This is a genomic window from Rhizobium mesoamericanum STM3625 (assembly GCF_000312665.1).
Classification (GTDB): domain Bacteria; phylum Pseudomonadota; class Alphaproteobacteria; order Rhizobiales; family Rhizobiaceae; genus Rhizobium; species Rhizobium mesoamericanum.
Genome location: NZ_HF536772.1, coordinates 2,179,748 through 2,205,134, shown reverse-complemented (window position 1 = coordinate 2,205,134; position 25,387 = coordinate 2,179,748). Strand labels below are relative to the sequence as shown.

Genomic DNA, 25,387 nt, shown 5'->3' with positions numbered 1-25,387 from the left:
GCTGACGGGATAGAGTCGCCTGCACGGCAGCCAAACCATTAAGGAACTGGCGCCACAACCGGCAATCGTCCGCCGTCATATGTGTTTCCACTCGAAATTGGATCCTGAATTTTCCGGCGTATGCGGGAACTTCATCGGTGGATAGCCACCAACCGCTCTTTACAGAGAGAGCAAACTCATCGGACCTGAACAAGGTCTTAGTTTTGTCGATCTCGCTTGGTCTTTGATGGTGTCGCAGCAGGTTTTATCTGAAGTCTACAGGCCCCGGGAGAACATCTCCCCCGCTGCTGTCTGGCTGCTGCCTTCCACACCGCACCAATCGCGACTTTCATTATCCGGCGCTGCAATGGCGAGCCGCACCTCTTCTGTCTCATCGACGCAAGGGGATGCCGACGTTCGGCCGCGCCGAGGAGCACAGCTTACATGGCAGACAAGATGCTTATCGACGCGTCTCACGAGGAAGAGACGCGCGTTGTTGTCGTTCGCGGAAACCGCATAGAAGAATTCGACTTCGAGTCACAGCACAAGAAGCAGATCCGCGGCAATATCTATCTCGCAAAGGTAACGAGGGTTGAACCCTCGCTGCAAGCCGCCTTCGTTGATTACGGCGGCAACCGGCACGGTTTCCTGGCCTTCGCCGAAATTCACCCCGACTACTACCAGATCCCGCTTGCCGATCGTCAGGCACTGCTGCGCGCCGAGGCCGAAGAGCATCGCCGCGACGACGACGTCGAACACGTCGAGACGGCGCCGATCGATCTCTCCGCCCAGGAACAGCCTGACGTTGGCGCGGCCGCAACTGGCGAAGCACCGGCAGCGGAAGCCGCTGCTGAAAACGACGCTGCCGCGGCAACCGAGACGGTCGAGGCCGTTACCGAAGCTGCCGAGGAAACACCGGCCAAGAAGGCAAAGCCCCGCCGCAGCCGCAAGAAGGCTGCACCGGTCGCCGAAGCGCCGGCAAGCGACGAAGCCGCCAGCGAAGTTACGGTCGACAGCGACGACGGAGGCTCGTCGGGCAGCGAGATGGCAGCCATGGTCGAAACGGACTCGATCTCCGAAGAGGTCGACGCCCGCCGCCGTAGCGATGACGACGATGACGACGATCACGACCATGAAGAGGAAGTGATCGAATCTGTCGGCGCCGAAGACGCCATGGAGGAAGTTCCCGATCGCGTCCAGCGCAAGCCGCGCAAGCAGTATCGCATCCAGGAAGTCATCAAGCGCCGCCAGATCCTGCTGGTGCAGGTGGCAAAGGAAGAGCGCGGCAACAAGGGCGCTGCCCTGACGACCTATCTTTCGCTCGCCGGTCGTTACTCCGTCCTCATGCCGAATACCGCGCGTGGGGGCGGCATCTCTCGCAAGATCACGAATCCGCAGGACCGCAAGCGGCTGAAGGAAATCGCGCGCATGCTCGAGGTGCCGCAGGGCATGGGTGTCATCCTGCGCACCGCCGGTGCCAACCGCACCAAGGTCGAGGTCAAGCGTGACTTTGAATATCTGATGCGCTTGTGGGAGAACGTGCGTACGCTGACGCTGCAATCGACGGCTCCATGCCTCGTCTACGAGGAAGGTTCGCTCATCAAGCGCTCGATCCGTGACCTCTACAACAAGGATATCGGCGAGATCATCGTAGCCGGTGAGGAAGGCTATCGTGAAGCGAAAGACTTCATGAAGATGCTGATGCCGAGCCACGCCAAGGTGGTTCAGCCCTATCGCGACATCCACCCGATCTTCTCGCGTTCTGGCATCGAGGCACAGCTCGACCGCATGCTGCAGCCTCAGGTAACGCTGAAGTCCGGCGGCTATCTGATCATGAACCAGACGGAAGCGCTGGTTTCGATCGACGTCAATTCCGGCCGCTCGACGCGCGAGCACTCTATCGAAGATACTGCGCTCCAGACGAACCTCGAAGCAGCGGAAGAAATCGCTCGTCAGCTTCGCCTGCGCGACCTTGCCGGACTGATCGTCATCGACTTCATCGACATGGAAGAGAAGCGCAACAACCGCGCCGTCGAGAAGAAGCTGAAGGAATGCCTGAAGAACGACCGCGCCCGCATCCAGGTCGGTCGCATTTCCCATTTCGGTCTTTTGGAAATGTCGCGCCAGCGCATCCGCGCTTCCGTTCTCGAATCGACAACGCAGGTCTGCTCGCATTGCGGCGGCACCGGCCACGTCCGTTCGCAGTCCTCCGTTGCGCTCCATGTCCTGCGCGGCATCGAGGAGTACCTACTCAAAAACACCACCCACAACATCACGGTTCGCACGACGCCCGATATTGCGCTGTACCTGCTCAACCACAAGCGCCAGACGATTGTCGACTACGAAACACGTTTTGGTGTCGCGATCATTATCGACGCGGACGGCTCGGTCGGGTCGCAGCACTTTGCGATCGACCGCGGCGAACCGGTCGAGAACCCGGTCAAGATCGAAAGTCTGTTCAACTTTGCTGCCATCCCCGATGACGAAGACGACGATATCGTGATCGAAGTCGACGAGGAGGAAGACGCGGAACTGGAGACCAAGCCGGCCGCAGCCGAACGTCCCACCCAGCGCGCCGAAGGCGATGGTGAGGGCCGCAAGCGCAAGCGTCGCCGCCGTCGTCGCGGCCGGAATGGCCATGGAGAGGCCGTCGCTGCCGACAGTTCCGTTGATGCCGCAGAAGGCGACCAAGCCGACAGTGATGATGAGGACCAGGGCGACGAAAGCATTGCCGCGTCCGTTGACATGCGTGACGAAGGCGATGAAACCCAACGCCGCAAGCGCCGCCGCCGTGGCAAGCGCGGCGGTCGCCGCAATCGAGAGGAAGGCAGCGAGCAGGAGGCTTCTGCCGCCGAAGGCGCAAATGACGGTGCTGACGATGGCGAGACAGAATTGACCGCCGTAGAGGTCATCGAATCTGTCGGCGAAGAAGCCGTCGAAGCTCAGCCGGCAATGGCCGCTGTTGAAACCGGCGCTTCGGTCAGGGAGGACGTGAAGCCGAAGCGCGCGCGTCGTAGCCGCGCGGCATCGCCGGTCGAGGAACCTGTGGTGGAAGAGGCGCCGGCGGCAACAGCACCAGCCGCAGAAGCTGAAGCCGAGGCGGCGGCGGCGGCCGCAGACCTAGCCGCGCCGGCCGTGGAAGATGCGAAGCCTGTCCGCGCCAACCGGGAGTCGAACATCTCTTCGTCGGAGCCGACGGTCAAGTCAACGCGCAGCGACGCCGCCGACAGCGACGGTGACGGCAAGCCGAAGAAAGCTGGCTGGTGGCAGCGCCGCGGTTTTTTCTAAGACTGATTTTCGGCGATGAGTAATCCGATCCGGCTGCGGCGACGCAGCCGGATTTTTTAAGGTCTCGTGAGAGAACGCTCATAAGCTATTCGGAAAGGTAACCGCACCGGCTTGCGCGAACTCTGCAAATAACTGCCGCGGCGAACGAGACCATGTCCCTGCCCTCTGGTCGGCTGGGGTGCGAGTAGGCAGCGGTAGGTGTCATTGCGAATCAGCCGCGTATCGCTCCGTCCGGTCCCAGTCATCGTTCGCAGCAATACGATCTTCGGCAAACTGTTCATTCCGTCCCGCGCGATCGGGCTACGTTCTCCGGCAATCCGCTCGGCCAACAGAAGGCTGCTGCTTGACTTTCGAGATGGCGATCTTGACCGCCCCGTCGGGTTCAACCCTTCTCGACGATCATGGTCTCGCGCGGGTACTCTCCGTAGAAACCCCGCCAGTTTGCAATAGCGAAACCAAAGACCACGAGGGCACCCGCTTGATGCAGCAGCCCCCAATGAAGCGGGACGTGCAGCAGTAAGGTAGCAATACCGATCGACGCCTGAACCATCACCAGCCCGAACAGGACGATCGTGCGCCGTGCATGCGTTGTCGACGGTGCTGCCGCGAGAGCGATGATCATGTTGACCAGCGTCAGCGCAAGAAGCGTGTAGGCCCCCAACCGATGGATGAACTGCACCGTCTTGGGATTCTCGAAGAAATTGATCCAGGCGGGCTGCTGGATCAACAGATCAGATGGCACGAGGGCGCCATCCATCAGCGGCCAGGTATTGTAGGTGAAACCAGCGTCGAGACCCGCGACAAGCGCACCGAGATAGATCTGGAAAAGCGCAAATATGGCTATCGCAGCCGCCCATAGATGGGAGCTTTGCGTGGGTGCCGGATCGTCTGAGTGCGGCGAGAGCCCCCGCATAATCCACGTGCAGGACGCGAAGATCAGACATGCCATGACCAAGTGCGTTGCCAACCGATACTGGCTAACGTCGGTTCGAACTGCGAGCCCCGACGACACCATCCACCAGCCGATCGCTCCCTGCAGTCCTCCTAGCATCAGAATCCCGAAGAGCGGCCATCTCAGCCGCCGCTCCACCTTTCCGGCGATCCAGAAATAGAGCAACGGCAGCGCGAAGATGACACCGATGCCACGTGCGATCAGGCGGTGCGCCCACTCCCACCAAAATATGCGCTTGAACTCCTCGACGGTCATTCCGTCGTTTATCTGCTGATACTCGGGAATGCGCTGGTAGAGCTTGAACTCCTCCTCCCATTCGGCAGCATTCAGAGGCGGAATCACCCCGTGAATCGGCTTCCATTCGGTAATCGAAAGCCCCGAATTCGTGAGCCTGGTCGCGCCGCCGACAATCACGAGACAGAAGAGTGCCAGGAGCACAAAACCTAGCCAAATACGAACCGCCCGGCGGTTGCTGTCCTGTCGACGTATCTGGTGCAATATCTGCTGTTCGGTGCTCAAGTTCGCGATCGCCATGACTGCTCCTTACTTCCGGCAGTTGATTTGCCTGAGCGGCTCATGCAAAACAAGCCCCGTACCTTTGCGGCATGCAGTCGCGGCGGTTCGAACACCAGTGTGAAAGATAGTCGATGCCTGTCCGCCTGCGCAAATTCATCGGTACGATTGTGCTCGTCGTGCTCGTGCTTGCTTATGCGGTGCTAGCAAACACGATCGCCGTTGCGACGCTCGGTGACGCGCCATGGTGGGAACAGCTTCTCTATTTTCTCCTGACCGGCTTGCTGTGGGTAGTCCCGGCCATGGTCCTCATCAAATGGATGGCCGGGCCAAAGCAGCGATGATCCATTAACGACGAGCTAACCCTGATCGATGGAAAGCGCCGACAATCTCCGCTTATAAACGAAATGGATGCTCCGTTGGCCTATTCTTCGCGCCGGCAAGTCAGACCGGAGAAGACCCGTGCAGGCGCAGACGCTTCCTGTTTCAGATAGAGCGCAACATCTCACAAGATCCGACGCTGGCATTCCCAAACAGAGCATAGTCGACGGGCAGTTTTCGGCGAGCGAACTTAATATCGTCATCTTGGACAGGATGGAGCCTCTGGAAGCGGTCTGGCGTGAGCTCGATCGGGACAATCTGAACTCCCTGCATCAAAGCTACGACTGGTGCCTATCCTGGACCAGGGCCTTCGGGCACCAATTGTCGATCGTCTGGGGCAGGCTCGGCGACGAGACCGCCTTCATTCTGCCGGTGGAGATTAACCGGTTTCACGGCTTCCGCACCGCTAGATTTGTGGGGGCCGATCACAGCAACATTAACACCGGTCTCTTCACAACTCGCTTCGTCGAGCTGGCGTCCAATATCGAGCCGCAGAAATTCGCCGAGTCCATTCGTCGCGCCTTGGCCGGACGCGCCGACCTGCTTCTGTTGCAGAACATCCCGTTGGACTGGCGGGACCGCCGCAACCCTTTGGCACTGCTTCCGACTGTTCAAAACCAGAATCACGCCTACCACCTTCCACTCTTGGGCGGCATGGAGTCGACGCTCCAGCAGGTAAATGCAAAGGGACGGCGTAAGAAGTACCGCATCCAGACGAGACGCCTGGAGGCGCTCGGCGGGTTCGACTATATTTGTTCGGGAACCGCGGAGGAGCAGCACCTGCTGCTCGATCGTTTTTTCAAGCAGAAGGGCGAACGATTCAAGGCGCTCGGACTGCCAGATGTGTTTGAAGATCCGTCGATCAGGGCTTTCCTGCATGGCGCAATCGACATCCGTGACCGTGATGGCGAGGCGGTCGGACTGGAGATGCACGCAATTCGCCTGAAAGGCGATCGGGAGGGCGATATAGCTGCGCTCGCTGGTCTCTCTCGTAAAGGCGACCACATCATTTGCCAGCTCAGTACGATCGATGAAAGCCTCGCGGCGGAGGCGAGCCCGGGCGAACTTCTGTTCTGGCTGATGATCGCCGGTCAGCATGGCAGGGGTGTCAGCCTCTTCGACTTCGGTCTTGGCGATCAGCGGTACAAGCGTTCGTGGGCGCCCGTAGAGATAGAACACCACGACGTCGTCCTGCCGCTTTGCCTGCGCGGCAGCGTGGGTGGCTGGATCCACTGGGCAATCACCCGGGGCAAAGCCTTCATCAAGTCTCACCAGAAGAGCTACCGCATTGCCCAGCGTGTACGTCGGCTGGTTGGTGTTTGATCACGCGGCGTGCCGAGAGATCGGATTTTCAAGAGGCTGGTCACGGTCGGACATCAAAACGACGCGTTCGTATCCGGCCAATTCGAACTCGGTCATGGCAGTCACGAACTCCTGCTCGACGATTTCAGGCATGGACAGGATGATCTCGACATCCTTGCTCTTTGTCAGCCGCGAAACGCCGGCCACGTCGGCAGCGCCACACTCCACGACCACCAGATCATAGGCAGAGATCAGAGCATCCAGCAGGAGGGACAGGCGATCAGCGCCGCGCATTGCCCGGCGCGGATCACTGATGCCTTGCGGAATTAGGTGCGCATCGGAGCGGCTATCACCATGGATCGTATCGCCGAAGGCGGCATCGCCGCAGAGCAGGTCGGTTATTCCAAGCATGCTGCGATCGCCGGCCATGAGGTTCGTCGGCAGACCGGAGCCGGTCATGTCGACCAGAATGACCCGTGAGCCGTCCTTGGCCAACTTGCGCACGAGGGAGACGGTTGCTGTAGAGCCGTCGTCGCCGGTCGGCGAAATAGCAATCGCAAGAGGCGCCCTGCTGCCACGAAGATAGTCCGAAACAGATGCTATCGAGAACTCGTTCGTTTGCAAGACTTTCTCTTCCTCGACGGGCTCTGCAACCGGCTCCTCATCGACGGGTGCGGCGAGCAGACTCGGCACCCCTCGCTTAACGGAGGCGGCCGTCAGCGATTGAGGTTCCTCTTCGTCGCGCGCTTCCACCGCGGGAGGCGCGATTGGGCGAAGAGCCCGACCGCTGAATAGTTCGGCGAGCATGATTACAATCGACGTCATGATAAAAGTTGCCAAGGTAGCGACGACGACAATTGGCAGAACCTTCGGGAAATAGGGATCGACCGGCTGTATAGCCTTCGACACGATGCGCGCGTCGGCTGGGCTTGAATTCTTGTCGGCGCGCGACGCCGCCTCGCGGTAACGGGAGAGATAAGTCTCCAGCAGCTGGCGCTGTGCCGTCGCCTCACGCGTCAGCGCATTGAGACCAACCTCGTCCTCGCCGGCCTGAGCGCTATTCGCCTTTAGCTTGTCGGCTTGCTGCTCCAGCTCCTTTTGGCGAACGGCGGCTACCTTCGCTTCGTTTTCGATACTTGCGAGGATCTTCTGCGTTTCCTGGCGAATCTGTATCTTGATATCCGATAGCTGCGCGCGAAGGCTCTTCAGGCGCGGATGGTTGTTGAGCAGCGATGTCTGCAGGTCCGATATCTGCGACTGCAGCGCTGATTCCGTGCCCTTAAGCCGCTGAAGCGACTGAGAGGACATGATGTCCTGTAAGGTATCTGATGGTTCGCCGGAGGCGAGAGCATTGCGTACGGACTGGGCCCGCGCCTCAGCATTCGCGCGGTCTGCCCGGACGCGGGTAAGCTCTGCCGAAATGTCGTTCAGTTGCTGGGTGGCGAAATTCGAGCCGCCATTGGTTGGCAGCAACCCGTGCGCGGCCCGGTACTCCGCGACTTTCTGCTCGGCGTCATTCACCTTCTGGCGGAGATTTTCGATCTCTGGCTCCAGCCAGCGCGTCGCCTCGGAATTCGAGTCCAACTTGGCCCCGCTCTGAGTGGCAAGATAAACTGCCGCCATTGCATTGGGGATTGTCGCCGCGAGCTTCGGATCCCTGGAGGTGAAGGTAATGCCTATCACCCGCGATCCTGGCACCTGATAGACCTGAAGCCTCTCCGTGAAGGCGTCGATCACTCGTTCCTCCGGGGGATTCTCATATGGATTCTTCTTCAGGTGCAGGGCCACCAGGATATCGGTCAGTGCCGAACCATTCGCGGCCGCATCGAACTCGGGCAAATCGTAGAGTTTCTGGCTGTTGATGATTTGCTTGATAAGGTCCGCGGACTGCAGAAGCTGCACCTGGCTCGCAATGTTGAGCTCGTCCAGCAGCGGTCCAGCGTTGGTATCGTTCACCTGCGCGTTGGCAAAGGCGGGAGCCCGCGGCTCGATCAGGATGCGCGTTTCGCTTCGGTATTTCGGGGAGATCATCTTGGCGCCGGTGAAGGCGACCCCAGCCCCCATTGCGGCGATTGCCAAAATCTTCAGCCGGCGAGTCCAAATAGCGCGGACCAATTGTCCAAGATCTATGTCCACATCCTGATTACCCGATACGCCGGACATGCTTGCACTCCAAGAACAAACGTGGCCGCGAGGGTAAATGACTATAGTAACTCAACGGTTAACGCTTGCACCGGCACCCCCGGCGCCCCGGCGGCCGCAAAAAAGTAGTGTTTTTTTACCGACCATTAACCCTAACGGATTGATAACGGCTGGGACCAAATTCGTTTCCTATGAGCAGACGCTATGCCTTTCGCACAGCCTAACTTCCTGAAGGCTTTGAGCCTCGCCGCCATGACCGCGGTCGTGAGCGGCTGCAACAGCTACAAGCCGGCCCCTCAGGCCTTCAATCAGGCGACGATCCAGCCGTATTCGCTGGACAGCGGCGACCGGCTGCGCATTACCGTGTTTGATCAGCCAAGCATGACCAACACGTACACGATCGACCAGGCTGGCTACATCGCCTTCCCCCTTATCGGCCAAGTCCCGGCTCGAGGTCGGACGCTGCAGCAGTTATCGGGCCAGATCGCGCAGAAGCTAAGACAAGGCTACCTGCGGGATCCTGATGTCACGATCGACGTCGACCGCTACCGCTCGATCTTCGTCATGGGCGAAGTCGGTCAATCCGGCCAGTACGCCTACGTCCCTGGAATGACGGTGCAGAACGCCGTTGCGATTGCTGGCGGCTTCACCTCACGCGCCAATCAGGGCGCTGTTGACGTGACCCGCAAGGTCAACGGGCAAGTGATCACCGGCCGGGTTAACATCTCTTCGGCGATTGTGGCCGGCGACACGATCTATGTTCGCGAACGACTGTTCTGACCCTCGATGACTGAACAGCGCCCGCTCCGCATCCTCCATTGCTTCAGGTCACCGGTCGGCGGGATCTTCCGCCACGTCCGCGATCTGGCGGTTGAGCACAGCAAGGCGGGACACGAGGTCGGAATCCTATGCGACAGCTCCACGGGCGGCGAGCATGAAGACCGCCTATTCGACGATATTCGTCCCTTCCTGGCGATGGGTTTGACACGAATGCCAATGCGGCGGCACGTCAGCCTCTCCGACCTCGGAATGCTCTGGGACACCTACAAGAACATCAAAAGTTTGCGGCCGGATGTGCTGCACGGTCACGGCGCCAAAGGCGGTGTGCTCGCGCGGCTTGCCGGCTCAGCCCTGCGGGTAAACAGGTATCGCGTAGCCCGCCTCTATACCGCGCATGGGGGCAGCCTCCACTATTCCCGCAGATCGCTGCTGGGGCAGTTCGTGCTCCGCATGGAGCGCTTGCAGGAGTATTTCACGGATGCCCTCGTCTTCATCTGCGAATACGAGCGCGATGCCTACACGAAGAAGGTCGGTCGACCACGGACGGAAACGCGGCTGATCTACAACGGAATCGGCGAGCGTGATTTTGAGCTTATCCCAACCCGTTCGGACGCGGTCCACTACCTCTATGTCGGCATGCTCCGGGACCTTAAGGGTCCCGATCTCTTTGTGGAGGCCTTCGCGAAAGCTGAGCGCATTCTCGGGCGTCCGCTTTCGGCCGTGATGGTCGGCGACGGACCAGACCGCGACAGATACCGGGACATGATGATCGAACGAGGCCTGGGCAAGCGGATCAGCATGCTGCCAGCAATGCGCGTCCAGCAGGCCTTTGCCATGTCGCAGAACCTCGTCGTACCATCGCGCGCCGAAGCCATGCCCTACATCGTGCTCGAGGGCCTCGGCGCCGGCAAGACCATCATCGCAACTCGCGTCGGCGGAATTCCCGAGGCATTGGGCAGAGAGAGCCCCGCCCTCGTCAACCCCGACGATTCTGACGATCTCGCACGTGCGATGGCGGATGCAATCCGCATCCCGGGCTGGCATGATGCCGCGATGCCAGCCACGGAGCAGGTGAAGTCGGTCTTCTCAGCCTCCGTGATGGCCAACGATGTCCTGAAATTGTACCAGGATCTGCTTGAACCTCGATCCAAGCAAGCTCTTGGGGCTGCTTCGTAAACGTTTCTTAGGGGCTTCCTGCTATTGCCGTATCAACAACCAGCGGCGGTAGCCTCATGAACAAGGCAGAGAGAAGCGATCAGTTTGACCTGGAAGCGCTGCGCAAGCAGGTTTCAGACATCAGTCGACCCAGCCAAGACACGGATGAAGGGGCCCAGTCGCCGGAGCCCATCAACAGCTATGCACGTCAGATTGCCGAGCAATTCAGCGCGGGAAATCGCTCGCCTGCCATCATCATCGGTCAGTTTCGCCTTTTCGAATTTCTTTCGCAGTTTCTGATCGGGTTGCTCGTATTCTTTTTCTGGCCGGGGAACGGGGCGGAAACCCTACTGGCACGCGGCATCGCCGCCGCGATTGTCGCAGCTCTCCTCATCTGCGGGCTTCAAACGGCCGACACTTACACCATCCCTGCCCTGCGCTCGCGGCTGCGCCTGCTGCCACGCGTCCTGGCCGTGTGGGGTTCGGTCTTCGTGATCGTCACTGGTGCAAACGTACTCGCCGGCAATGTCAGTTCTGCAGAGATGAAAGGCTTCGTTGCCTGGTTCGCTACTGGCGCAGTCTTCCTCCTCGCATCTCGCTTCCTGATGGCTTACGGCATCCGCAACTGGTCGCGTAACGGTATTATGGAGCGCCGCGCAGTGATTGTGGGCGGGGGAGCACCAGCCAAGGAGCTGATCAGGGTCCTCGAACAGCAGCCCGACAACGATATCCGGATCTGCGGCATCTTCGATGATCGCGGCGAGAAACGGTCGCCGATCATGGTCGCAGGTTATCCGAAGCTCGGAACGGTCGCCGAACTGGTCGAGTTCGTCCGTATCACGGGCATCGACATGCTGATCATATCGCTTCCGCTCAGCGCCGAGGCGCGCATTTTGCAGCTGTTGAAGAAGCTCTGGGTTCTGCCGGTCGACATTCGCCTTGCCGCTCACGCAAATCGCCTGCGTTTTCGCCCACGGGCCTATTCGCGCATCGGGGCGGTCCCGATGCTCGATATCTTCAACAAGCCGATTCGGGATTGGGACTCGGTTGCCAAGCGCTGCTTTGACATCTTCTTTACGTTGCTTGCGCTGGCGCTTTTGTGGCCGATCATGCTGGCAACGGCAATCGCCATCAAGCTGACGTCGAAGGGCCCGGTCTTCTTCATGCAGAACCGGCATGGCTTCAACAATGAGATCATCCGGATCGTCAAGTTCCGGTCCATGTATGCCGACAAAGGTGATCCCACCGGTCGGGCTGCCGTCACCAAGGGCGATCCTCGCGTTACTCCTGTCGGACGCTTCATCCGCAAGAGTTCGATCGACGAGTTGCCGCAGCTGTTCAACGTACTGAAGGGCGACATCTCCTTGGTCGGGCCGCGCCCGCACGCCATTTTGGCCCAGGCGCGGGATCGCCTCTTCGGCGACGTCGTGGAAGGCTATTTCGCGCGCCATCGCGTGAAGCCCGGAGTGACAGGCTGGGCGCAAATCAATGGCTGGCGCGGAGAGGTCGATCACGACGACAAGATCAAGTTCCGGACGGCCTACGACCTCTACTATATCGAGAACTGGTCGCTCTGGTTCGATCTGAAAATCCTGTTCCTCACGCCCTTCCGACTGTTCAATACGGAAAACGCCTATTGACCGCGAACGAGGCAACACCTCTGCGCGTTGCCCAGCCGCAACGAGCAACGTTTCGTCTGCTTGGTTCGGCGATGGTCGCCTTTGGCATCTTCCTCTCCGGCTTCGTCATCGACGAGCCGGCGCCATACGAGCTGTGGATGGCCGCTCTTGTCGGCATCTGGTTCATCCTCGGTCTTAGGATTTCGCGCTTCACGGCGCCACTTCTCGTATTGCTGCTTGCCTTCAACGTTGGCGGCATGCTTTCGCTGACGCAAATGAAGGATCTCGGGACTGGACCGATGTATGTCGCGGTCTCGACCTTCCTTGCCCTCACAGCGATCTTCTATGCGGCGATTATCGAGGATAGCCATCGGCGCCTTGCGCTCATTTTCAATGCCTGGGCGTGCGCTGCCGTTATAACCTCTCTGCTCGGAGTGCTCGGTTATTTCCACGCCTTCCCGGGCGCGGAGGTCTTCACGCTCTACGATCGCGCGAAAGGCGCCTTCCAGGATCCTAACGTTTTCGGGCCATTCCTGGTCCCCCCATCCCTCTACCTCGTTCATGGCATTCTTGTCGGCAATTTGAGGACATCCCCGGTAAAAGCTTTTGCATTGTTGATCCTGGCACTCGGTGTCTTTCTGTCTTTTTCGCGCGCTGCCTGGGGCCTCTTTTCTGTCGGCATCGCCCTATTGATCTTTTGCATGTTGCTCAAGGAGCGCAGCGGCGCATTTCGCCTGCGTATCCTCGTCCTGTCACTTGCAGCGATCATCTTGCTCGTGGCGTCGCTGGTAGTTGCATTGCAGTTTCCAAAAGTCAGCGCTCTCTTTACTGCACGGGCCCAGCTCGTACAGCAGTATGACGGCGAGCACCTTGGTCGCTTCGATCGCCACCGCATTGGCTTCACGATGATGATGGAACGGCCGCTCGGAATCGGTCCGCTGGTCTTTGGTACGATGTTTCCGGAAGATGAGCACAATGTCTGGCTGAAATCACTGACGAGCTACGGCTGGCTCGGCTTTGTCAGCTATGTCGCGATGCTTTGCTGGACGATCTACCTTGGGTTCAGGAATCTTCTCAAGGATCGTCCGTGGCAGCCCTATCTGATGATTGCATGGATTGGTGTGCTGGGGCATGCCGCGATCGGGAACGTCATCGACATCGATCACTGGCGCCATGTCTACGTGCTTTTCGGCGTCGTCTGGGGCTGCGCTGCGCTCGAACAGCGCCATCGACGTTCAATCGCGCAGTGCACGAGCACACATCGGCCTTGCGAACCGGCGTCGGCGCGCTAGTCTCTGATTCATGATCACAGCAACACAGATACGCGGCGCCCGGGCCATGACAGGGATGAGCATTGAGCAACTGGCAGCCGCTGCGGGACTGCCAGTTGCCACTATCGAAACGATGGAGCGAGACGAACAGGAGGGCGATCCGCACGCGCTGCTCGCCGTCAAGCAATCGCTTGAAGCAGCAGGCATCATCTTCATCGCCAGCGGCAACCACGACGAAGGCGGACCGGGTGTCCGGCTACGAGCGCGCAGCTGTATTGACGAGGGCATCCGCCCGGAAAATCTTAACGCGGCAAACGACGATTAGTCCGTCGTTTTTGAATGTTCAGGATCACAAGTAGGCCTTTGCAAGAGCCGCTAGCTTGCCCTGGTCCCTAACGCCCTGTCGGTAAAGCTGGATCAGGAGCGCGCCGATGCTTTCGGCGGCAGTGGTGTTCCGATCGAACCCCCTGTCCTTGCAGACATTGTCAAGCACCCCGGACAGAAGATCGAGGTCGTCCGAGAAAAGCGGCAGGTCACGTGGAAGAACCGGGGAGTTGAGCATGACGCCATAGGTCCCATCAGGGGCTATCATCACCATCGTCGAGCGCCCATCCAAAGCCGACAATATGGTCACTATGCGCGCGAGCCGTCGAATTATCAACCGAACATTTCCCACCGAAACATTCATGTGAGTGGCGTTGAAAAAGTGCCATGATAGCAATGGCTCGCCTCAGTTTTTCAGCCGCTCCGAGGCAAGCTGCGACTGGAGCGAGCCCTCGATGATGATCCTTGCGCTGACCTTCACGACTAAGGCCTCGGCCAATTCAGTCAAAGCCAGCGCGACGTCATGCTCTGGCCAGCCCGACGAAACGGCTTTCGCGACCAGAGCAGCAAAGGGCTCCGTCAGAGATTCTCGGCATGTTTCGATGGTCTCACGGTCGGTCATACGTCATCCACCCCTATTTGCGGGACGTATATTACATAAAACTAATAATAATTCGAGTTGCCGCCACGAATTTCAGCGGCACTGTTTCCGCTGACCTCCGCCTGTGTCCGTCGGTATCAATAGCACTGCCGGGAAGCGTGGCGTGTCGGCACGAACCGCTTCTCAATTAAGGGGAGATGGCCTTCTGGCTGCTGGGGGTGCCGAAGGTTTGGTTGTAAATGGTCGGGGCGACTGGACTTGAACCAGCGACCCCTTGACCCCCAGTCAAGTGCGCTACCGGGCTGCGCTACGCCCCGACCTGCCTAAACGGCCCGATCCTGTTAGTATTTTGAGATTTCTGGCGCAAGGGAAAAATCATTCGGGAGGAATAAAAAGGAACGAAAGGCGGGGAAAGGTATGCCTATAACTAAAGTTCTACGGTACCGAGCCAGAACTTTGTGCTCACCTGGTCAGGGCAAAGTCTCGGGGGTGGGAGTTGTTCCTTGTGGCTGACAAGCCGCTTCAGCGCGCTTTTTCATAGAAATGACCACGCAGATTTGACTGCCGACAGGAAAACCGCGCTCGCTGACCCGATTTGATGTGAGAGATGGGCTCTGACCTAACGCAGCGGGAACGATAGCCAATCTCCGAATCCCGCTCATAGTTCATTTCGGTATACGTCGAAATACTGGCTTGCTTTAGCACCTGCTAGAAGAGATTTTCTCGACGGGGGCTATGTCGTTCAGCGACCCGTGGGGGGAGCACATGAGGAGAATCTCGATTGCCGGCATTTTGGTGCTGAGTTCCTGCGCGGGCCTCACTCAGCGGGAACAGACGATCCCGTATACGCTCTCGGAGGGCGAGGTTTCTGCCGTCCAGAACGTCGTTCGAAGCTTTCTTAAAGACCCCTCCAGCGCAATGTTTGGTAACATGATGGCGGCACAGACACAGCCAGGGGTCGCCAATGTGTGCGGCATCGTCAACTCCAAGAACAAGGCCGGCGTCTTTACCGGCGGTGAGCCCTTCGCTGGCGTTTTGAAAAACACGAGCGCAACGGGTAGAGGCGCATTTACGTTCACCCTGACTGCCCAAGGTAGCGCACAGACAAACCTCAACGACATGTGCCGGCAAAATGGGATCGTCAGCTGATACTCATTCTTTCGGGTCCTGAGAAACTGGCATAGGTGGCCCTAGGGTCGAAAATGCTTGCTCGATTTGCACTACGCGAATAAGAGACCTGCGAAGCACGATACCTTGGATAAGAGCATGCAGATTGAGATCCCCTGCCCGAAATGCAGGAATACCCGAATGAAATTCGAGCGACCCGAGCCGCTCGACACCGATATCCTTGTCTGCTTCACCTGCGGGCACGAACTCGGAACACTCGGTTCGGTGAAGGCGAAAATGATTGCCGCCTTCGAACGCATGAAAAAGCAGGCGCAGCAGCGCAAGCACTAGCAGCCGCTATCTGACGAGCGCAATGCGGCTGTCGGGGCCGGTCTCGACACGCCAGCCCCGATAATCGGGGATCGAAAAGTGGGGCGTTGCGAACGGCGTCGTATGCGTCTCGGTAATGACTGTTACGTCGGCGCCGGCCGCTTCACCTGCGAGAATTCCGGCAACGGCGTCTTCAAACACCAGGCATTTCGTCGGATCGACGCCGAGGCGCCTGGCGCCAAGCAGATAGCATTCCGGGCTCGGCTTGCCAGCCGCCACTTCTTCACCGCTTACCATTGCCACCGGGGCCGGTATGCCCGCCGCCGCCATGCGGCGCCTTGCGAGTTCGATAGGTGCGGAGGTGACGATCGCCCATTTTTCCGGCGGAATGCTGTTCAGGAAATCGACCGCGCCGGGGATCGCGACGATACCTCCGACGTCCGCCATCTCCTCGATCAGCAATTGCCTTGCCTCATACTCCGGATCGACGCCCGGAAGCGCCAACTGGCGAATGACGTCGGATGCGCGAATGCCGTGGATCGTCTTTAGAAAGACCTCCGGCTCGAAGCCATGCCGTATCGCCCATTCGCTCCAGACACGTTCAACGACCGCAATGGAATTTAAGAGCGTGCCGTCCATGTCGAACAGGAATGCGTCATAGAATTTGCCCGGAACGGAATGAGACGCGGTCACGAAGGGTTTCCTTGATACTGACTGATATCGAACGCGATGCGAACGGACGAGCACGCTACAGAGGCTGCGCGCCTCGCGCCGGCGAGGCTCCTCTCACGAAGCAATCGCCCCGCTCAGCAAAAAGGGTTACCGCACCTGATCCAACAGGCGCTTGCACTCGAGGAGATCGTAGAGCGCCTCCTGAAGCAGCGCCCGGTCCTCCTTGCCGACGCTCGATTTGCCGATCGAGATCTCGGGAGAGTCTTCGTCACCGCCACCGAAATTGAAGAAGCGGCGGGTGATCGGAGGTTTTGCGCGGCCGACAACCTGATCCTCGTCCGACATTGCGACCCGTGGTTCGGTCGGATCGGCACCATCCTGCTGGCCGCCTGTCAAGGCCTGGACACTCGCAAGGTCGCCATGTCCGATCGCGATAACGAACTTGTTGCCATTGGTCTTCAGAAGCTTCTGCACGCCCTTGATCGTGTAGCCATGATCATAGAGCAGGTGGCGAATGCCCTTCAGAAGATCGATATCCTCGGGTCTGTAATAGCGGCGGCCGCCGCCGCGTTTCATCGGTTTGATCTGCGGAAATCGAGTTTCCCAGAAGCGCAGGACATGCTGTGGAAGGTCTAGGTCGTCCGCCACCTCGCTGATGGTGCGGAACGCATCGGGGCTCTTGTCCAACATCCTTACTCCCTACGCGGTCTCGGGGTGCGCCGCGCGTCTGTTCGGCTGATAAGGCGCAGCTGTGTCTCACGAACGTCAGAACCGAGCCGCGACTCATCATATTTCAACGGTTTGACGCCGCGAATTCAAGTCACGTCTTGAATACCGCACAGATCGTTCAGGGAATGCTGGAAATCGTCGCCGATTGGGGAAGAGCGCAGCTCCCCTTTCAGGGCTTCCCTAGGAAGCCGGATTGGCGGCTTTTTGCTTGGTCTTGCGCAGCGTATGCGCCTTCAAAATCCGCGTCTTCAGGACGTTCGACGCCTTGAAGGTCATGACGCGCCTGGGAGAGATCGGCACTTCCTCGCCGGTCTTCGGATTGCGGCCAATGCGTTCGTTCTTGTCGCGGACCTGGAAGGTCGCAAAGGAGGAGAGCTTGACGGTTTCGCCGCGGACGATCGCGTTACAAATCTCGTCGATGACAGTTTCTACAAGCTCGGCAGATTCGGTTCTTGAAAGGCCGACCTTACGAAAAACTGATTCCGCCAGGTCTGCTCGCGTCACTGTCTTTCCGGTCATGGTTCCCCACCCATCTGCCAATTATATTATGAAAGCGAACGAAGAGTATTTGTCTTGCGCCTCACGGTCAAGCTCTTGTTCGTCGGTAGTTTTTTGGATTTTCGGATTACCAGCGCAGGAGTGCGGCGCCCCAGGTAAAGCCGCCGCCCATCGCTTCCAACATCACCAGATCGCCTTCCTTGATCCGGCCATCCCCGGCCGCCGTGGCCAGCGCGAGCGGAATCGAGGCCGCAGAAGTGTTGCCGTGAAGATCAACCGTAACGACTACTTTCTCAGGCGCGATATGCAACTTCTTGGCGGAGCCGTCAATAATGCGGCGATTGGCCTGGTGCGGCACGAGCCAGTCGAGATCGTCCGCGCTCGTTCCGGTAGCGTCGAAGGCAGCCTGAATGACGTCGGTGATCATGCCGACCGCATATTTGAAGACTTCGCGACCTTCCATGCGAAGCTTGCCGACCGTGCCTGTCGTCGAGGGGCCACCATCCACGTAGAGCTTTTCCTTGTGGGAACCGTCCGAGCGGAGATGCGCCGTCAGCACGCCACGGTCCGCAGTCGTGCCCTCACCTTCCGCTGCCTCGAGCACGATCGCGCCGGCGCCGTCACCAAAGAGGACGCAGGTCGTGCGATCGTTCCAGTCTAGAATGCGCGAAAAGGTCTCGGCACCGATCACCAAAACGCGCTTGGCGAGGCCACCGCGGATGTAGGCATCGGCCGTCGTCACAGCATAGACGAAACCCGTGCAAACGGCCTGTACGTCGAACGCAAAGCCATGGTGCATGCCGAGGCGGTTCTGAATGTTGACGGCGGTCGCCGGAAACGTGTTATCCGGCGTCGAGGTAGCGCAGATGATAACATCGACGTCGGCAGGCGTAAGGCCGGCCCTGTCAAGGGCAGCGCGTGCGGCAGCTTCACCGAGCGACGAGGTCGTCTCCCCTTCGCCGGCAATGTAGCGCTGGCGGATGCCGGTGCGCTGGACAATCCATTCGTCCGATGTGTCCACGACATCTTCCATGTCGCGATTGGTCATAACGCGTTTCGGAAGTGCGGCTCCGAACCCGCGAACAACTGAACGGATCATATTGCTTAAACCTCGTTGCTCATGCGGCTTCCGGCCCGATCGGGGGCAGCCGCTTGGCATGATACTTTTGAAGATCGTTTTCTATTTTCTGATTGAGGCCATTCTTGGCCATGTCGTAGCCGACCTCGATGGCGGCTGCTATGCCTTCGGCGTTGGCGCCGCCATGGCTCTTGATGACGACGCCGTTGAGGCCAAGGAAAACGCCGCCATTCACACGGCTCGGGTCCATCTTTTCGCGCAACATGTCGAAGGCGCCCTTGGCGAAGAAGTAGCCGATCTTGGCAAGCAGCGTACGCGACATGGCCGAGCGCAGATATTCGCCGATCTGGCGCGCCGTGCCTTCGGCGGCCTTCAACGCGATATTGCCGGAGAAGCCTTCGGTGACCACGACGTCGACGGTTCCCTTGCCGAGATCGTTTCCTTCGACGAAACCGTAGTACTCGAGCGAGTCGACGTTGGCCTCGCGCAGCAGGCGACCCGCCTCCTTCACCTCTTCCTGGCCCTTGATCTCTTCTACACCGACGTTCAGCAAACCGATCGACGGACGTTCGATCTCAAACAGCGCGCGGGCCATTGCCCCGCCCATGAGGGCGAAATCCAACAGCTGTTGCGAGTCCGCGCCGATCGTTGCACCGACATCAAGCACGATGCTCTCGCCCTTGAGCGTCGGCCAGATCGCAGCGATCGCGGGTCGCTCGATATTGGCCATCGTGCGTAGACAGAACTTGGCCATAGCCATGAGCGCGCCGGTATTGCCGGCAGATACGGCGACGTCGGCTTCCTTCGTCTTTACCGCTTCGATTGTTCGCCACATGGTGGAGATGTATCGACCGCGGCGCAGCGCCTGGCTCGGCTTCTCATCCATGCGCACGGCGAGCTCGCAATCGTGGAAGACACTCTTTTCCTTAAGCGTCGGAAATCTGTCAAGAACCGGCTCGCACTGTTCCTTCAAACCATACATCACGAATGAAATATCGGGATGTCTTTCCAATGCCTTAGCGGCCCCGGGGATGACAACCTGGGGACCAAAGTCGCCACCCATGAGGTCGATAGAAATTCTGATCACGCGTCCCTGATCCTTATTTTTCGCCTCGGCGGGCGAAATTTCGGCCAAAATACCGGTTTTCCCATCGCTTACAACTGAATTGTGTCAAATCCCCAATGGCGTTCAGTCCTTTTTCCAATCCTTCAGCACGGCAAAGGCGGAGGGCTTTTTATCGCCTTCTCCGGCATCTTCTATGTGACCGGCAAACTCGACCCCGGGCTTGCGCGGATAGGGATCGATGGCGAGAGCTGCGAATTCCGTGACGACCTCACCCACGTCGATGGCATCCCCGGTAAAGCTTTCGGGAAGGTCTGGACCGTCGGGATCAAGCACCATTTCGCCGGCATCATTGGCAGGTCGACGCGCAAGTTTCGAATTCTCAGGCACGAAGATCTGCTCGAAGGATTCGTCGATCGCGGACGGGACTGGATCGAGGGTTACGACACAGGACTGGACAATCGTGGCCCGGACCCTGCCCTTGATGCGGATGCCATCCCGTTTCCAGCGGCCGATCTGCAGTTCCGCACTGAGGCTGTCCACCGAAAGGACGCTCCAGCTCTCGGCGAGCGCCGCCAATTCCCGCTTGTCGGCCTCCAGACGCACCTCGACAGGATTGGCCGATATATGACCGATATTCACGAGGTAGGAGAATGGTACATCATCTCTCTTGTTCTTCATCGTCCTCTCCTAGCCAACCTTCGGAAGCATCGCCGAACCTGTCGCTATGACCTCTTCCGACTGGGACAAAAGATAGTCCTCAGCCTCAAACATCCAGCTCGCGAGACCGCCCATATCAACGGGCTCGTTTGCCTTGGGATGGATGTTTCGGACAAGCGCAGCGGCAAGCCCTTCGGCATCCCTGGTGTCCATTGCCTTGGAGTAAGCCTCCAGGCGACCATAAAACATGCCGGCAAGCTTCTTCATGCGCTTCGGCACGCTATTGTCACCAATCCCCAACTCACGAATGGAGTAGTCGATGTCCTGGAAGAAGGCGTCGACAATTTCCTGGGCGATCTCCTGACCGCTGGTCCCCGATACTCGGGTGCGTCGGAAGAAGAGGATCATCACCGCCGAGAGCATCTCGAAGCGCCCCATGACGGTATCCGGGACATTCAAGCGCTCGTAGAGTTCTGGCATGCGCGCGGCCGATGTTAACGCCTGATATTGCCGATCTACGATTGCCTGGTTGTTGTTTTTCTTGCCAAAGAGCCCGAAGATCATCGTTTTTTCCGGAAAGGCCTCATTTCTTGACGCCAAGCAGCGTCCGGCCTTGTTGCATGATTTCGAAAGCTGGTTTACCGAAGCAGGCGCGAATTGCAATGCCGAAGGTGGCCACTTTCGGGACAGCACCACATCTGTCCGCACGAGCCAACGGGACGTCTCTCCCCGGAATGGCCACAATGGTTTTGCATCAGCGATCTGAGGCCGGTGGCTGCCATTTATAATTTTAGGGAGTAGATGTCGTTGACGAAACGGTATTTCAAGTCTGACAAAAAATTCCTCAGCAATGCCGCCATTGCCATTATGATCGCCTCCGCCGGACTTTCGGGCTGCCAGACAGGAACCGTCCTCAACGGCGGATATGTCGCCGACGAGCAGTCACTGAACCTCGTCCCAGAAGGATCGAGCCGCGAGCAGGTTCTCCTATCCCTTGGCACTCCCTCCACAACGGCGACGTTCGACACCGAGGTCTTCTACTACATTTCGCAGCGCCGCGAACGATCCATGGCCTTCCAGAAGCTGAAGGTCGTCGATCAGAGCGTTTTGGCTATCTATTTCGACAAGGATGGCATCGTAACGCGTCGCGCGAACTACACGCTCAAGGATGGCAAGGTATTCGATACGATTAACCGCGTCACCCCAACAGGCGGCAAGGACTTCACCTTCCTGCAGCAACTTCTGTCCGGCGGCAGTGCCGCGAACGCTGCCAAGGGCCTCTTTGGTGGCGGCACCTCGCAGCCGGCCTCGCCACAGAACCCGGCCAGCTTGCGCTAGTGGCACCAGAACTTAAAAAAAACCGCCGGATCGCTCCGGCGGTTTTTCTGTGTTCGACCTTAGCCTCAGGCCAGGACCGCAAGAAGCAGAAGGGCCACGATATTGGTGATCTTGATCGCCGGGTTGACGGCCGGTCCGGCTGTATCCTTGTAAGGGTCGCCGACAGTGTCGCCGGTCACCGAGGCCTTGTGAGCGTCGGACCCCTTCATGTGGCGAACACCGTCCTTGTCGACGAATCCATCCTCGAAGGATTTCTTGGCATTATCCCACGCACCACCGCCAGAAGTCATCGAGATCGCAACGAACAGGCCGTTGATGATGACGCCGAGCAACGATGCGCCCAATGCCGCAAAGGCAGAGGCTTTCGAGCCGGAGATGATCAATACGCCGAAGTAGACGACAATCGGCGCCAGCACCGGCAGGAGCGATGGAATGACCATCTCGCGGATGGCAGCCCTCGTCAGCAGGTCTACGGCCCGGCCGTAGTCAGGACGCTCCGTCCCAGCCATGATGCCCGGCTTTTCGCGGAACTGCCGGCGCACTTCCTCGACGATCGATCCGGCCGCGCGCCCGACAGCGGTCATCGCGATGCCGCCGAAGAGATACGGAATCAATCCACCGAACAGCAGGCCGGCGACGACGTACGGATTCGACAGCTCGAACGAGATCGTACCAATATTGGCGAAGTACGGATACTGGTCGCCATGCGCCGCAAAGTACTGCAAGTCATTCGAATAAGCTGCAAACAGCACGAGCGCGCCGAGACCGGCAGAACCGATCGCATAGCCCTTGGTTACTGCCTTCGTCGTGTTGCCGACCGCATCTAGCGCGTCGGTCGACTTGCGCACCTCGGGCGGCAGATGGGACATCTCGGCGATACCGCCGGCGTTATCCGTGACCGGACCAAAGGCGTCGAGGGCGACGATCATGCCTGCAAGCCCGAGCATTGCGGTTACCGCGACACCGGTTCCGAAGAGACCGCCGAGCTGATAGGTTGCCAGAATACCGCCAACGATGACGATCGCGGGCAGCGCCGTCGATTCCAACGAAACCGCAAGACCCTGAATGACGTTGGTGCCATGGCCCGTCACCGATGCCTGAGCAATCGAGTTAACCGGGCGCTTGTTGGTGCCGGTGTAGTATTCGGTGATGACGACAATCAGCGCCGTAACGACAAGACCGACCAATCCGCAGACGAACAGATTGGTTCCCGTAACCTCTGCGCCGCCGACGGCCCCAACAGGGCCCCAGCCGATCGTCAGCGACGTGGCAGCACCCAGTCCGATGATCGACAGCAGGCCGGTGACGATGAGGCCCTTGTAGAGAGCGCCCATGATCGAGCCATTGCTGCCAAGCTTGACGAAGAACGTGCCGATAATCGAGGTGATGATGCACGCGCCGCAGATTGCGAGCGGATACAGCATCGCCGATTGCAGAAGGGGTGCGCCGGCAAAGAAGATCGAAGCGAGGACCATCGTCGCGACGACAGAGACAGCATAGGTTTCGAAAAGGTCGGCTGCCATGCCGGCGCAATCGCCGACATTATCACCGACGTTATCGGCAATCGTAGCGGGGTTGCGCGGATCATCTTCCGGAATGCCTGCTTCCACCTTGCCGACGAGGTCACCGCCGACGTCTGCGCCCTTGGTAAAAATACCACCGCCTAGACGGGCAAAGATCGAAATCAGCGACGCACCGAAACCAAGAGCGACAAGTGAATCGATGACTTCTCGCGAGCTGCCTTCGTGCCCAAGCACGACAGTCAGAACGTAGTAGTAGATGGACACGCCAAGAAGGGCGAGGCCGGCCACCAGAAGCCCGGTGATGGCACCCGACTTGAAGGCGATCTCAAGTCCGGCAGACAGGCTCTGGGACGCGGCCTGAGCCGTGCGAACGTTGGCGCGCACCGAGACGTGCATGCCGATGAAGCCTGCAGCGCCGGACAGAACCGCGCCGATGAGGAAACCGATTGCAGCCGTGCCGGAGAGCAGCAGCCAGGCTGCAATGAAAACAACGATGCCGACGATTGCGATTGTTTTGTATTGGCGCGTCAGATAGGCCTGCGCACCTTCACGAATATATCCTGCAATTTCCTGCATGCGTTTATTGCCCTGATCGGCGGCAAGCACCGACCGGGTTGCCCAGATGGCATAGACCACCGAGAGCAGACCGCATGCTATTACCAATAAAAGAATGCTCATTTCGCTCTTTCCTCCAAAAGAGCCGGAGCTCACTCCCTCTCCGGCTGCGAACACGCCGACTCGATTTCCTCCCACAGAAATGCTGCAACGTCGGCCGGAGATTGCTTGGAGGAAAACGGCGCGTCAAGCCCGCAAGGACCAAAAGCCCTTGCAGCACAACGGGAACAGAGAGTTTGTGGAGGTCTAGCCTGTCGGCCCGGCAGAACGCTACTTCTTGGCTTCGCCGCGGACCTGCTTTGCAATGCGGTCGAGCACGGCGTTGACGAGCTTGGGCTCATCATCGCTGAAGAAGGCCTGGGCGATTTCGACGTACTCCGTCACGATGACGGCAACGGGAACATCCCTGCGATCCAGGATTTCGAAGACACCGGCACGCAGAATCGCGCGGACCGTGCTATCGAGGCGTGACAGTGCCCAGTCGTCCTGCAGAGCGGATGCAATCATCGGATCGAGCCGACGCTGCTCTCGCACGACACCGGAAACGATGGAGCGGAACCAGGAGGGGTCGGCCTTGAGATAGGTCTCGCCGTCGAGTTCCTGCCCGAGGCGATGCGCCTCGTATTCGGCCACAATCTCCAGGACGCCGGTGCCACCAATATCCATCTGATAAAGCGCCTGAACAGCAGCCAGGCGCGCAGCACCTCGCTGGTTTGCAGTCTTGACCGGCCGCTCCGAGTTCTCGTTGTTCATTCGTTATGCACCCAACTTCTTCTTCAGCTCGATCATTGCGAGAGCTGCACGGGCGGCAAATCCGCCCTTGTCCTTGTCCGAACGACGGACGCGAGCCCATGCCTGATCGTCATTCTCAACAGTCAGGATACCATTGCCAATTGCAAGAGATTCGCTCACGGCGAGATCCATCAGAGCACGCGAGGATTCGTTCGACACAATATCGAAATGGTAGGTCTCGCCGCGGATGACCATGCCAAGGGCAACATACCCGTCATACTGCGTCCCATCATTATCTGCTCCGTCGAGCGCCATGGCAATTGCCGCCGGAATTTCGAGAGCGCCTGGAACGGTGACGACCTCGTAGGTGGCGCCGGCCTCTTTCAAGGCGAAGGTCGCGCCTTCAAGCAAGGCATCGGCCATGTCATCGTAGAAGCGTGCTTCAACGATCAGAATGTGGGGAGCGGTTTCTCGCGCCATGCTTCACCTTCAGTAGCTAGAGGACTTCACCTTTCGGCAGGCCGCGGTCAAAACACGCCGCGACCCGAATGGCAAGCAAATTCCGAACATGGCTGGATGCGGAAGCCGAAATCACGGCAGCGGCATGCCGGGCAATCCTTGCGTAATTTTGCGCCAGCGTCGGACCGGCGCCTCGAAAATGGCAAATGACGGGCAATTTTCATGAACAATTTGCGATTAAATTCCAAAGACTTATGAATTGAAGGTGACCGATCC

24 protein-coding genes, 1 tRNA gene and 1 pseudogene are annotated in these 25,387 nt (G+C 58.9%); 11 read left to right on the top strand and 15 right to left on the bottom strand.

Features of this window, described 5'->3' with window-relative positions; translation table 11 throughout:
• The first annotated feature begins 423 nt into the window (after nt 1-423).
• A complete protein-coding gene (locus tag BN77_RS10710) occupies nt 424-3,267 on the top strand; it encodes an Rne/Rng family ribonuclease (RefSeq protein ID WP_007531514.1) in 2,844 nt (947 codons plus the stop codon).
• A gap of 382 nt (nt 3,268-3,649) precedes the next feature.
• On the opposite strand, the gene BN77_RS10705 is transcribed toward BN77_RS10710, so the two are convergent.
• Entirely contained in the window at nt 3,650-4,753 is a 1,104-nt protein-coding gene (locus tag BN77_RS10705; protein ID WP_007531512.1) for a COX15/CtaA family protein, read from the bottom strand.
• A 113-nt stretch (nt 4,754-4,866) separates the two neighbouring features.
• Between BN77_RS10705 and BN77_RS10700 the strand changes: the two genes are divergently transcribed.
• Both BN77_RS10700 and BN77_RS10695 read left to right on the top strand, forming a co-directional pair.
• On the top strand, nt 4,867-5,076 hold the full coding sequence (locus BN77_RS10700) for a DUF2842 domain-containing protein (RefSeq protein WP_007531511.1): 210 nt from the start codon (nt 4,867-4,869) through the stop codon (nt 5,074-5,076).
• Between the two features lie 118 nt (nt 5,077-5,194).
• Nucleotides 5,195-6,436, top strand: coding sequence for a GNAT family N-acetyltransferase (locus BN77_RS10695; protein ID WP_007531510.1), 1,242 nt, complete (start codon nt 5,195-5,197; stop codon nt 6,434-6,436).
• On the opposite strand, the gene BN77_RS10690 is transcribed toward BN77_RS10695, so the two are convergent.
• A complete protein-coding gene (locus BN77_RS10690; RefSeq protein WP_007531509.1) occupies nt 6,437-8,578 on the bottom strand; it encodes a GumC family protein in 2,142 nt (713 codons plus the stop codon).
• Nucleotides 8,579-8,761: 183 nt separating this feature from the next.
• Here BN77_RS10690 and BN77_RS10685 point away from each other — a divergent pair, with 183 nt between their 5' ends.
• The 5 genes from BN77_RS10685 to BN77_RS10665 are packed head-to-tail and all read left to right on the top strand — an operon-like array spanning nt 8,762 to nt 13,707.
• Entirely contained in the window at nt 8,762-9,337 is a 576-nt protein-coding gene (locus tag BN77_RS10685) for a polysaccharide biosynthesis/export family protein (RefSeq protein WP_007531508.1), read from the top strand.
• Between the two features lie 6 nt (nt 9,338-9,343).
• Entirely contained in the window at nt 9,344-10,513 is a 1,170-nt protein-coding gene (locus BN77_RS10680; RefSeq protein WP_007531507.1) for a glycosyltransferase family 4 protein, read from the top strand.
• A gap of 56 nt (nt 10,514-10,569) precedes the next feature.
• Nucleotides 10,570-12,132: an undecaprenyl-phosphate glucose phosphotransferase gene (locus BN77_RS10675; protein ID WP_007531506.1), complete on the top strand. Its 1,563-nt coding sequence runs from the start codon at nt 10,570-10,572 to the stop codon at nt 12,130-12,132.
• Nucleotides 12,129-13,403, top strand: a complete 1,275-nt coding sequence (locus BN77_RS10670) for an O-antigen ligase family protein (protein WP_007531505.1) — start codon at nt 12,129-12,131, stop codon at nt 13,401-13,403. Before BN77_RS10675 ends, BN77_RS10670 begins: the two co-directional genes overlap by 4 nt.
• Before the next feature lie 10 nt (nt 13,404-13,413).
• Entirely contained in the window at nt 13,414-13,707 is a 294-nt protein-coding gene (locus tag BN77_RS10665) for a helix-turn-helix domain-containing protein (RefSeq protein ID WP_007531504.1), read from the top strand.
• A 24-nt stretch (nt 13,708-13,731) separates the two neighbouring features.
• Here BN77_RS10665 and BN77_RS10660 read toward each other — a convergent pair whose 3' ends face one another.
• The 3 genes from BN77_RS10660 to BN77_RS10650 all read right to left on the bottom strand — a co-directional run bounded on the left by BN77_RS10660 (nt 13,732) and on the right by BN77_RS10650 (nt 14,624).
• Nucleotides 13,732-13,944, bottom strand: coding sequence for a hypothetical protein (locus tag BN77_RS10660; protein ID WP_040677691.1), 213 nt, complete (start codon nt 13,942-13,944; stop codon nt 13,732-13,734).
• A 168-nt stretch (nt 13,945-14,112) separates the two neighbouring features.
• The gene (locus BN77_RS10655; protein ID WP_007531502.1) at nt 14,113-14,328 is read right to left on the bottom strand and encodes a hypothetical protein; all 216 of its coding nucleotides are present in this window, start codon (nt 14,326-14,328) and stop codon (nt 14,113-14,115) included.
• A 219-nt stretch (nt 14,329-14,547) separates the two neighbouring features.
• Nucleotides 14,548-14,624 (bottom strand) — tRNA-Pro (locus BN77_RS10650).
• 448 nt (nt 14,625-15,072) lie between these two features.
• Between BN77_RS10650 and BN77_RS10645 the strand changes: the two genes are divergently transcribed.
• Both BN77_RS10645 and BN77_RS34105 read left to right on the top strand, forming a co-directional pair.
• Nucleotides 15,073-15,456 carry a hypothetical protein gene (locus tag BN77_RS10645; RefSeq protein WP_007531500.1) on the top strand — a complete coding sequence of 128 codons (384 nt, stop codon included), beginning with the start codon at nt 15,073-15,075 and terminating at the stop codon, nt 15,454-15,456.
• 159 nt (nt 15,457-15,615) lie between these two features.
• Entirely contained in the window at nt 15,616-15,765 is a 150-nt protein-coding gene (locus tag BN77_RS34105) for a hypothetical protein (RefSeq protein WP_007531498.1), read from the top strand.
• 6 nt (nt 15,766-15,771) lie between these two features.
• On the opposite strand, the gene BN77_RS10640 is transcribed toward BN77_RS34105, so the two are convergent.
• The 7 genes and pseudogenes from BN77_RS10640 to BN77_RS10610 form a co-directional block, all read right to left on the bottom strand.
• Complete coding sequence (locus BN77_RS10640; protein WP_007531495.1) at nt 15,772-16,437, bottom strand: HAD family hydrolase; 666 nt, start codon at nt 16,435-16,437, stop codon at nt 15,772-15,774.
• Between the two features lie 126 nt (nt 16,438-16,563).
• On the bottom strand, nt 16,564-17,106 hold the full coding sequence (locus tag BN77_RS10635) for a MerR family transcriptional regulator (RefSeq protein WP_007531492.1): 543 nt from the start codon (nt 17,104-17,106) through the stop codon (nt 16,564-16,566).
• A 219-nt stretch (nt 17,107-17,325) separates the two neighbouring features.
• Complete coding sequence (locus BN77_RS10630; protein WP_007531489.1) at nt 17,326-17,664, bottom strand: integration host factor subunit alpha; 339 nt, start codon at nt 17,662-17,664, stop codon at nt 17,326-17,328.
• A gap of 106 nt (nt 17,665-17,770) precedes the next feature.
• Nucleotides 17,771-18,742: a beta-ketoacyl-ACP synthase III gene (locus BN77_RS10625; RefSeq protein ID WP_007531487.1), complete on the bottom strand. Its 972-nt coding sequence runs from the start codon at nt 18,740-18,742 to the stop codon at nt 17,771-17,773.
• Between the two features lie 19 nt (nt 18,743-18,761).
• A complete protein-coding gene (gene plsX / locus BN77_RS10620; RefSeq protein ID WP_007531485.1) occupies nt 18,762-19,808 on the bottom strand; it encodes a phosphate acyltransferase PlsX in 1,047 nt (348 codons plus the stop codon).
• Nucleotides 19,809-19,910: 102 nt separating this feature from the next.
• The gene (locus BN77_RS10615; RefSeq protein WP_007531483.1) at nt 19,911-20,465 is read right to left on the bottom strand and encodes a YceD family protein; all 555 of its coding nucleotides are present in this window, start codon (nt 20,463-20,465) and stop codon (nt 19,911-19,913) included.
• 9 nt (nt 20,466-20,474) lie between these two features.
• A pseudogene (locus tag BN77_RS10610) lies at nt 20,475-21,066 on the bottom strand (ubiquinol-cytochrome C chaperone family protein).
• 179 nt (nt 21,067-21,245) lie between these two features.
• Here BN77_RS10610 and BN77_RS10600 point away from each other — a divergent pair.
• Complete coding sequence (locus BN77_RS10600; RefSeq protein WP_028746174.1) at nt 21,246-21,782, top strand: outer membrane protein assembly factor BamE; 537 nt, start codon at nt 21,246-21,248, stop codon at nt 21,780-21,782.
• 65 nt (nt 21,783-21,847) lie between these two features.
• Here the strand turns inward: BN77_RS10600 and BN77_RS10595 are convergent, their stop codons facing one another.
• The 3 genes from BN77_RS10595 to ribH form a co-directional block, all read right to left on the bottom strand.
• Entirely contained in the window at nt 21,848-23,983 is a 2,136-nt protein-coding gene (locus BN77_RS10595; RefSeq protein WP_007531477.1) for a sodium-translocating pyrophosphatase, read from the bottom strand.
• Nucleotides 23,984-24,190: 207 nt separating this feature from the next.
• On the bottom strand, nt 24,191-24,673 hold the full coding sequence (nusB, locus tag BN77_RS10590; protein ID WP_007531474.1) for a transcription antitermination factor NusB: 483 nt from the start codon (nt 24,671-24,673) through the stop codon (nt 24,191-24,193).
• Between the two features lie 3 nt (nt 24,674-24,676).
• On the bottom strand, nt 24,677-25,132 hold the full coding sequence (gene ribH, locus BN77_RS10585) for a 6,7-dimethyl-8-ribityllumazine synthase (RefSeq protein ID WP_007531472.1): 456 nt from the start codon (nt 25,130-25,132) through the stop codon (nt 24,677-24,679).
• Nucleotides 25,133-25,387 lie beyond the last annotated feature (255 nt).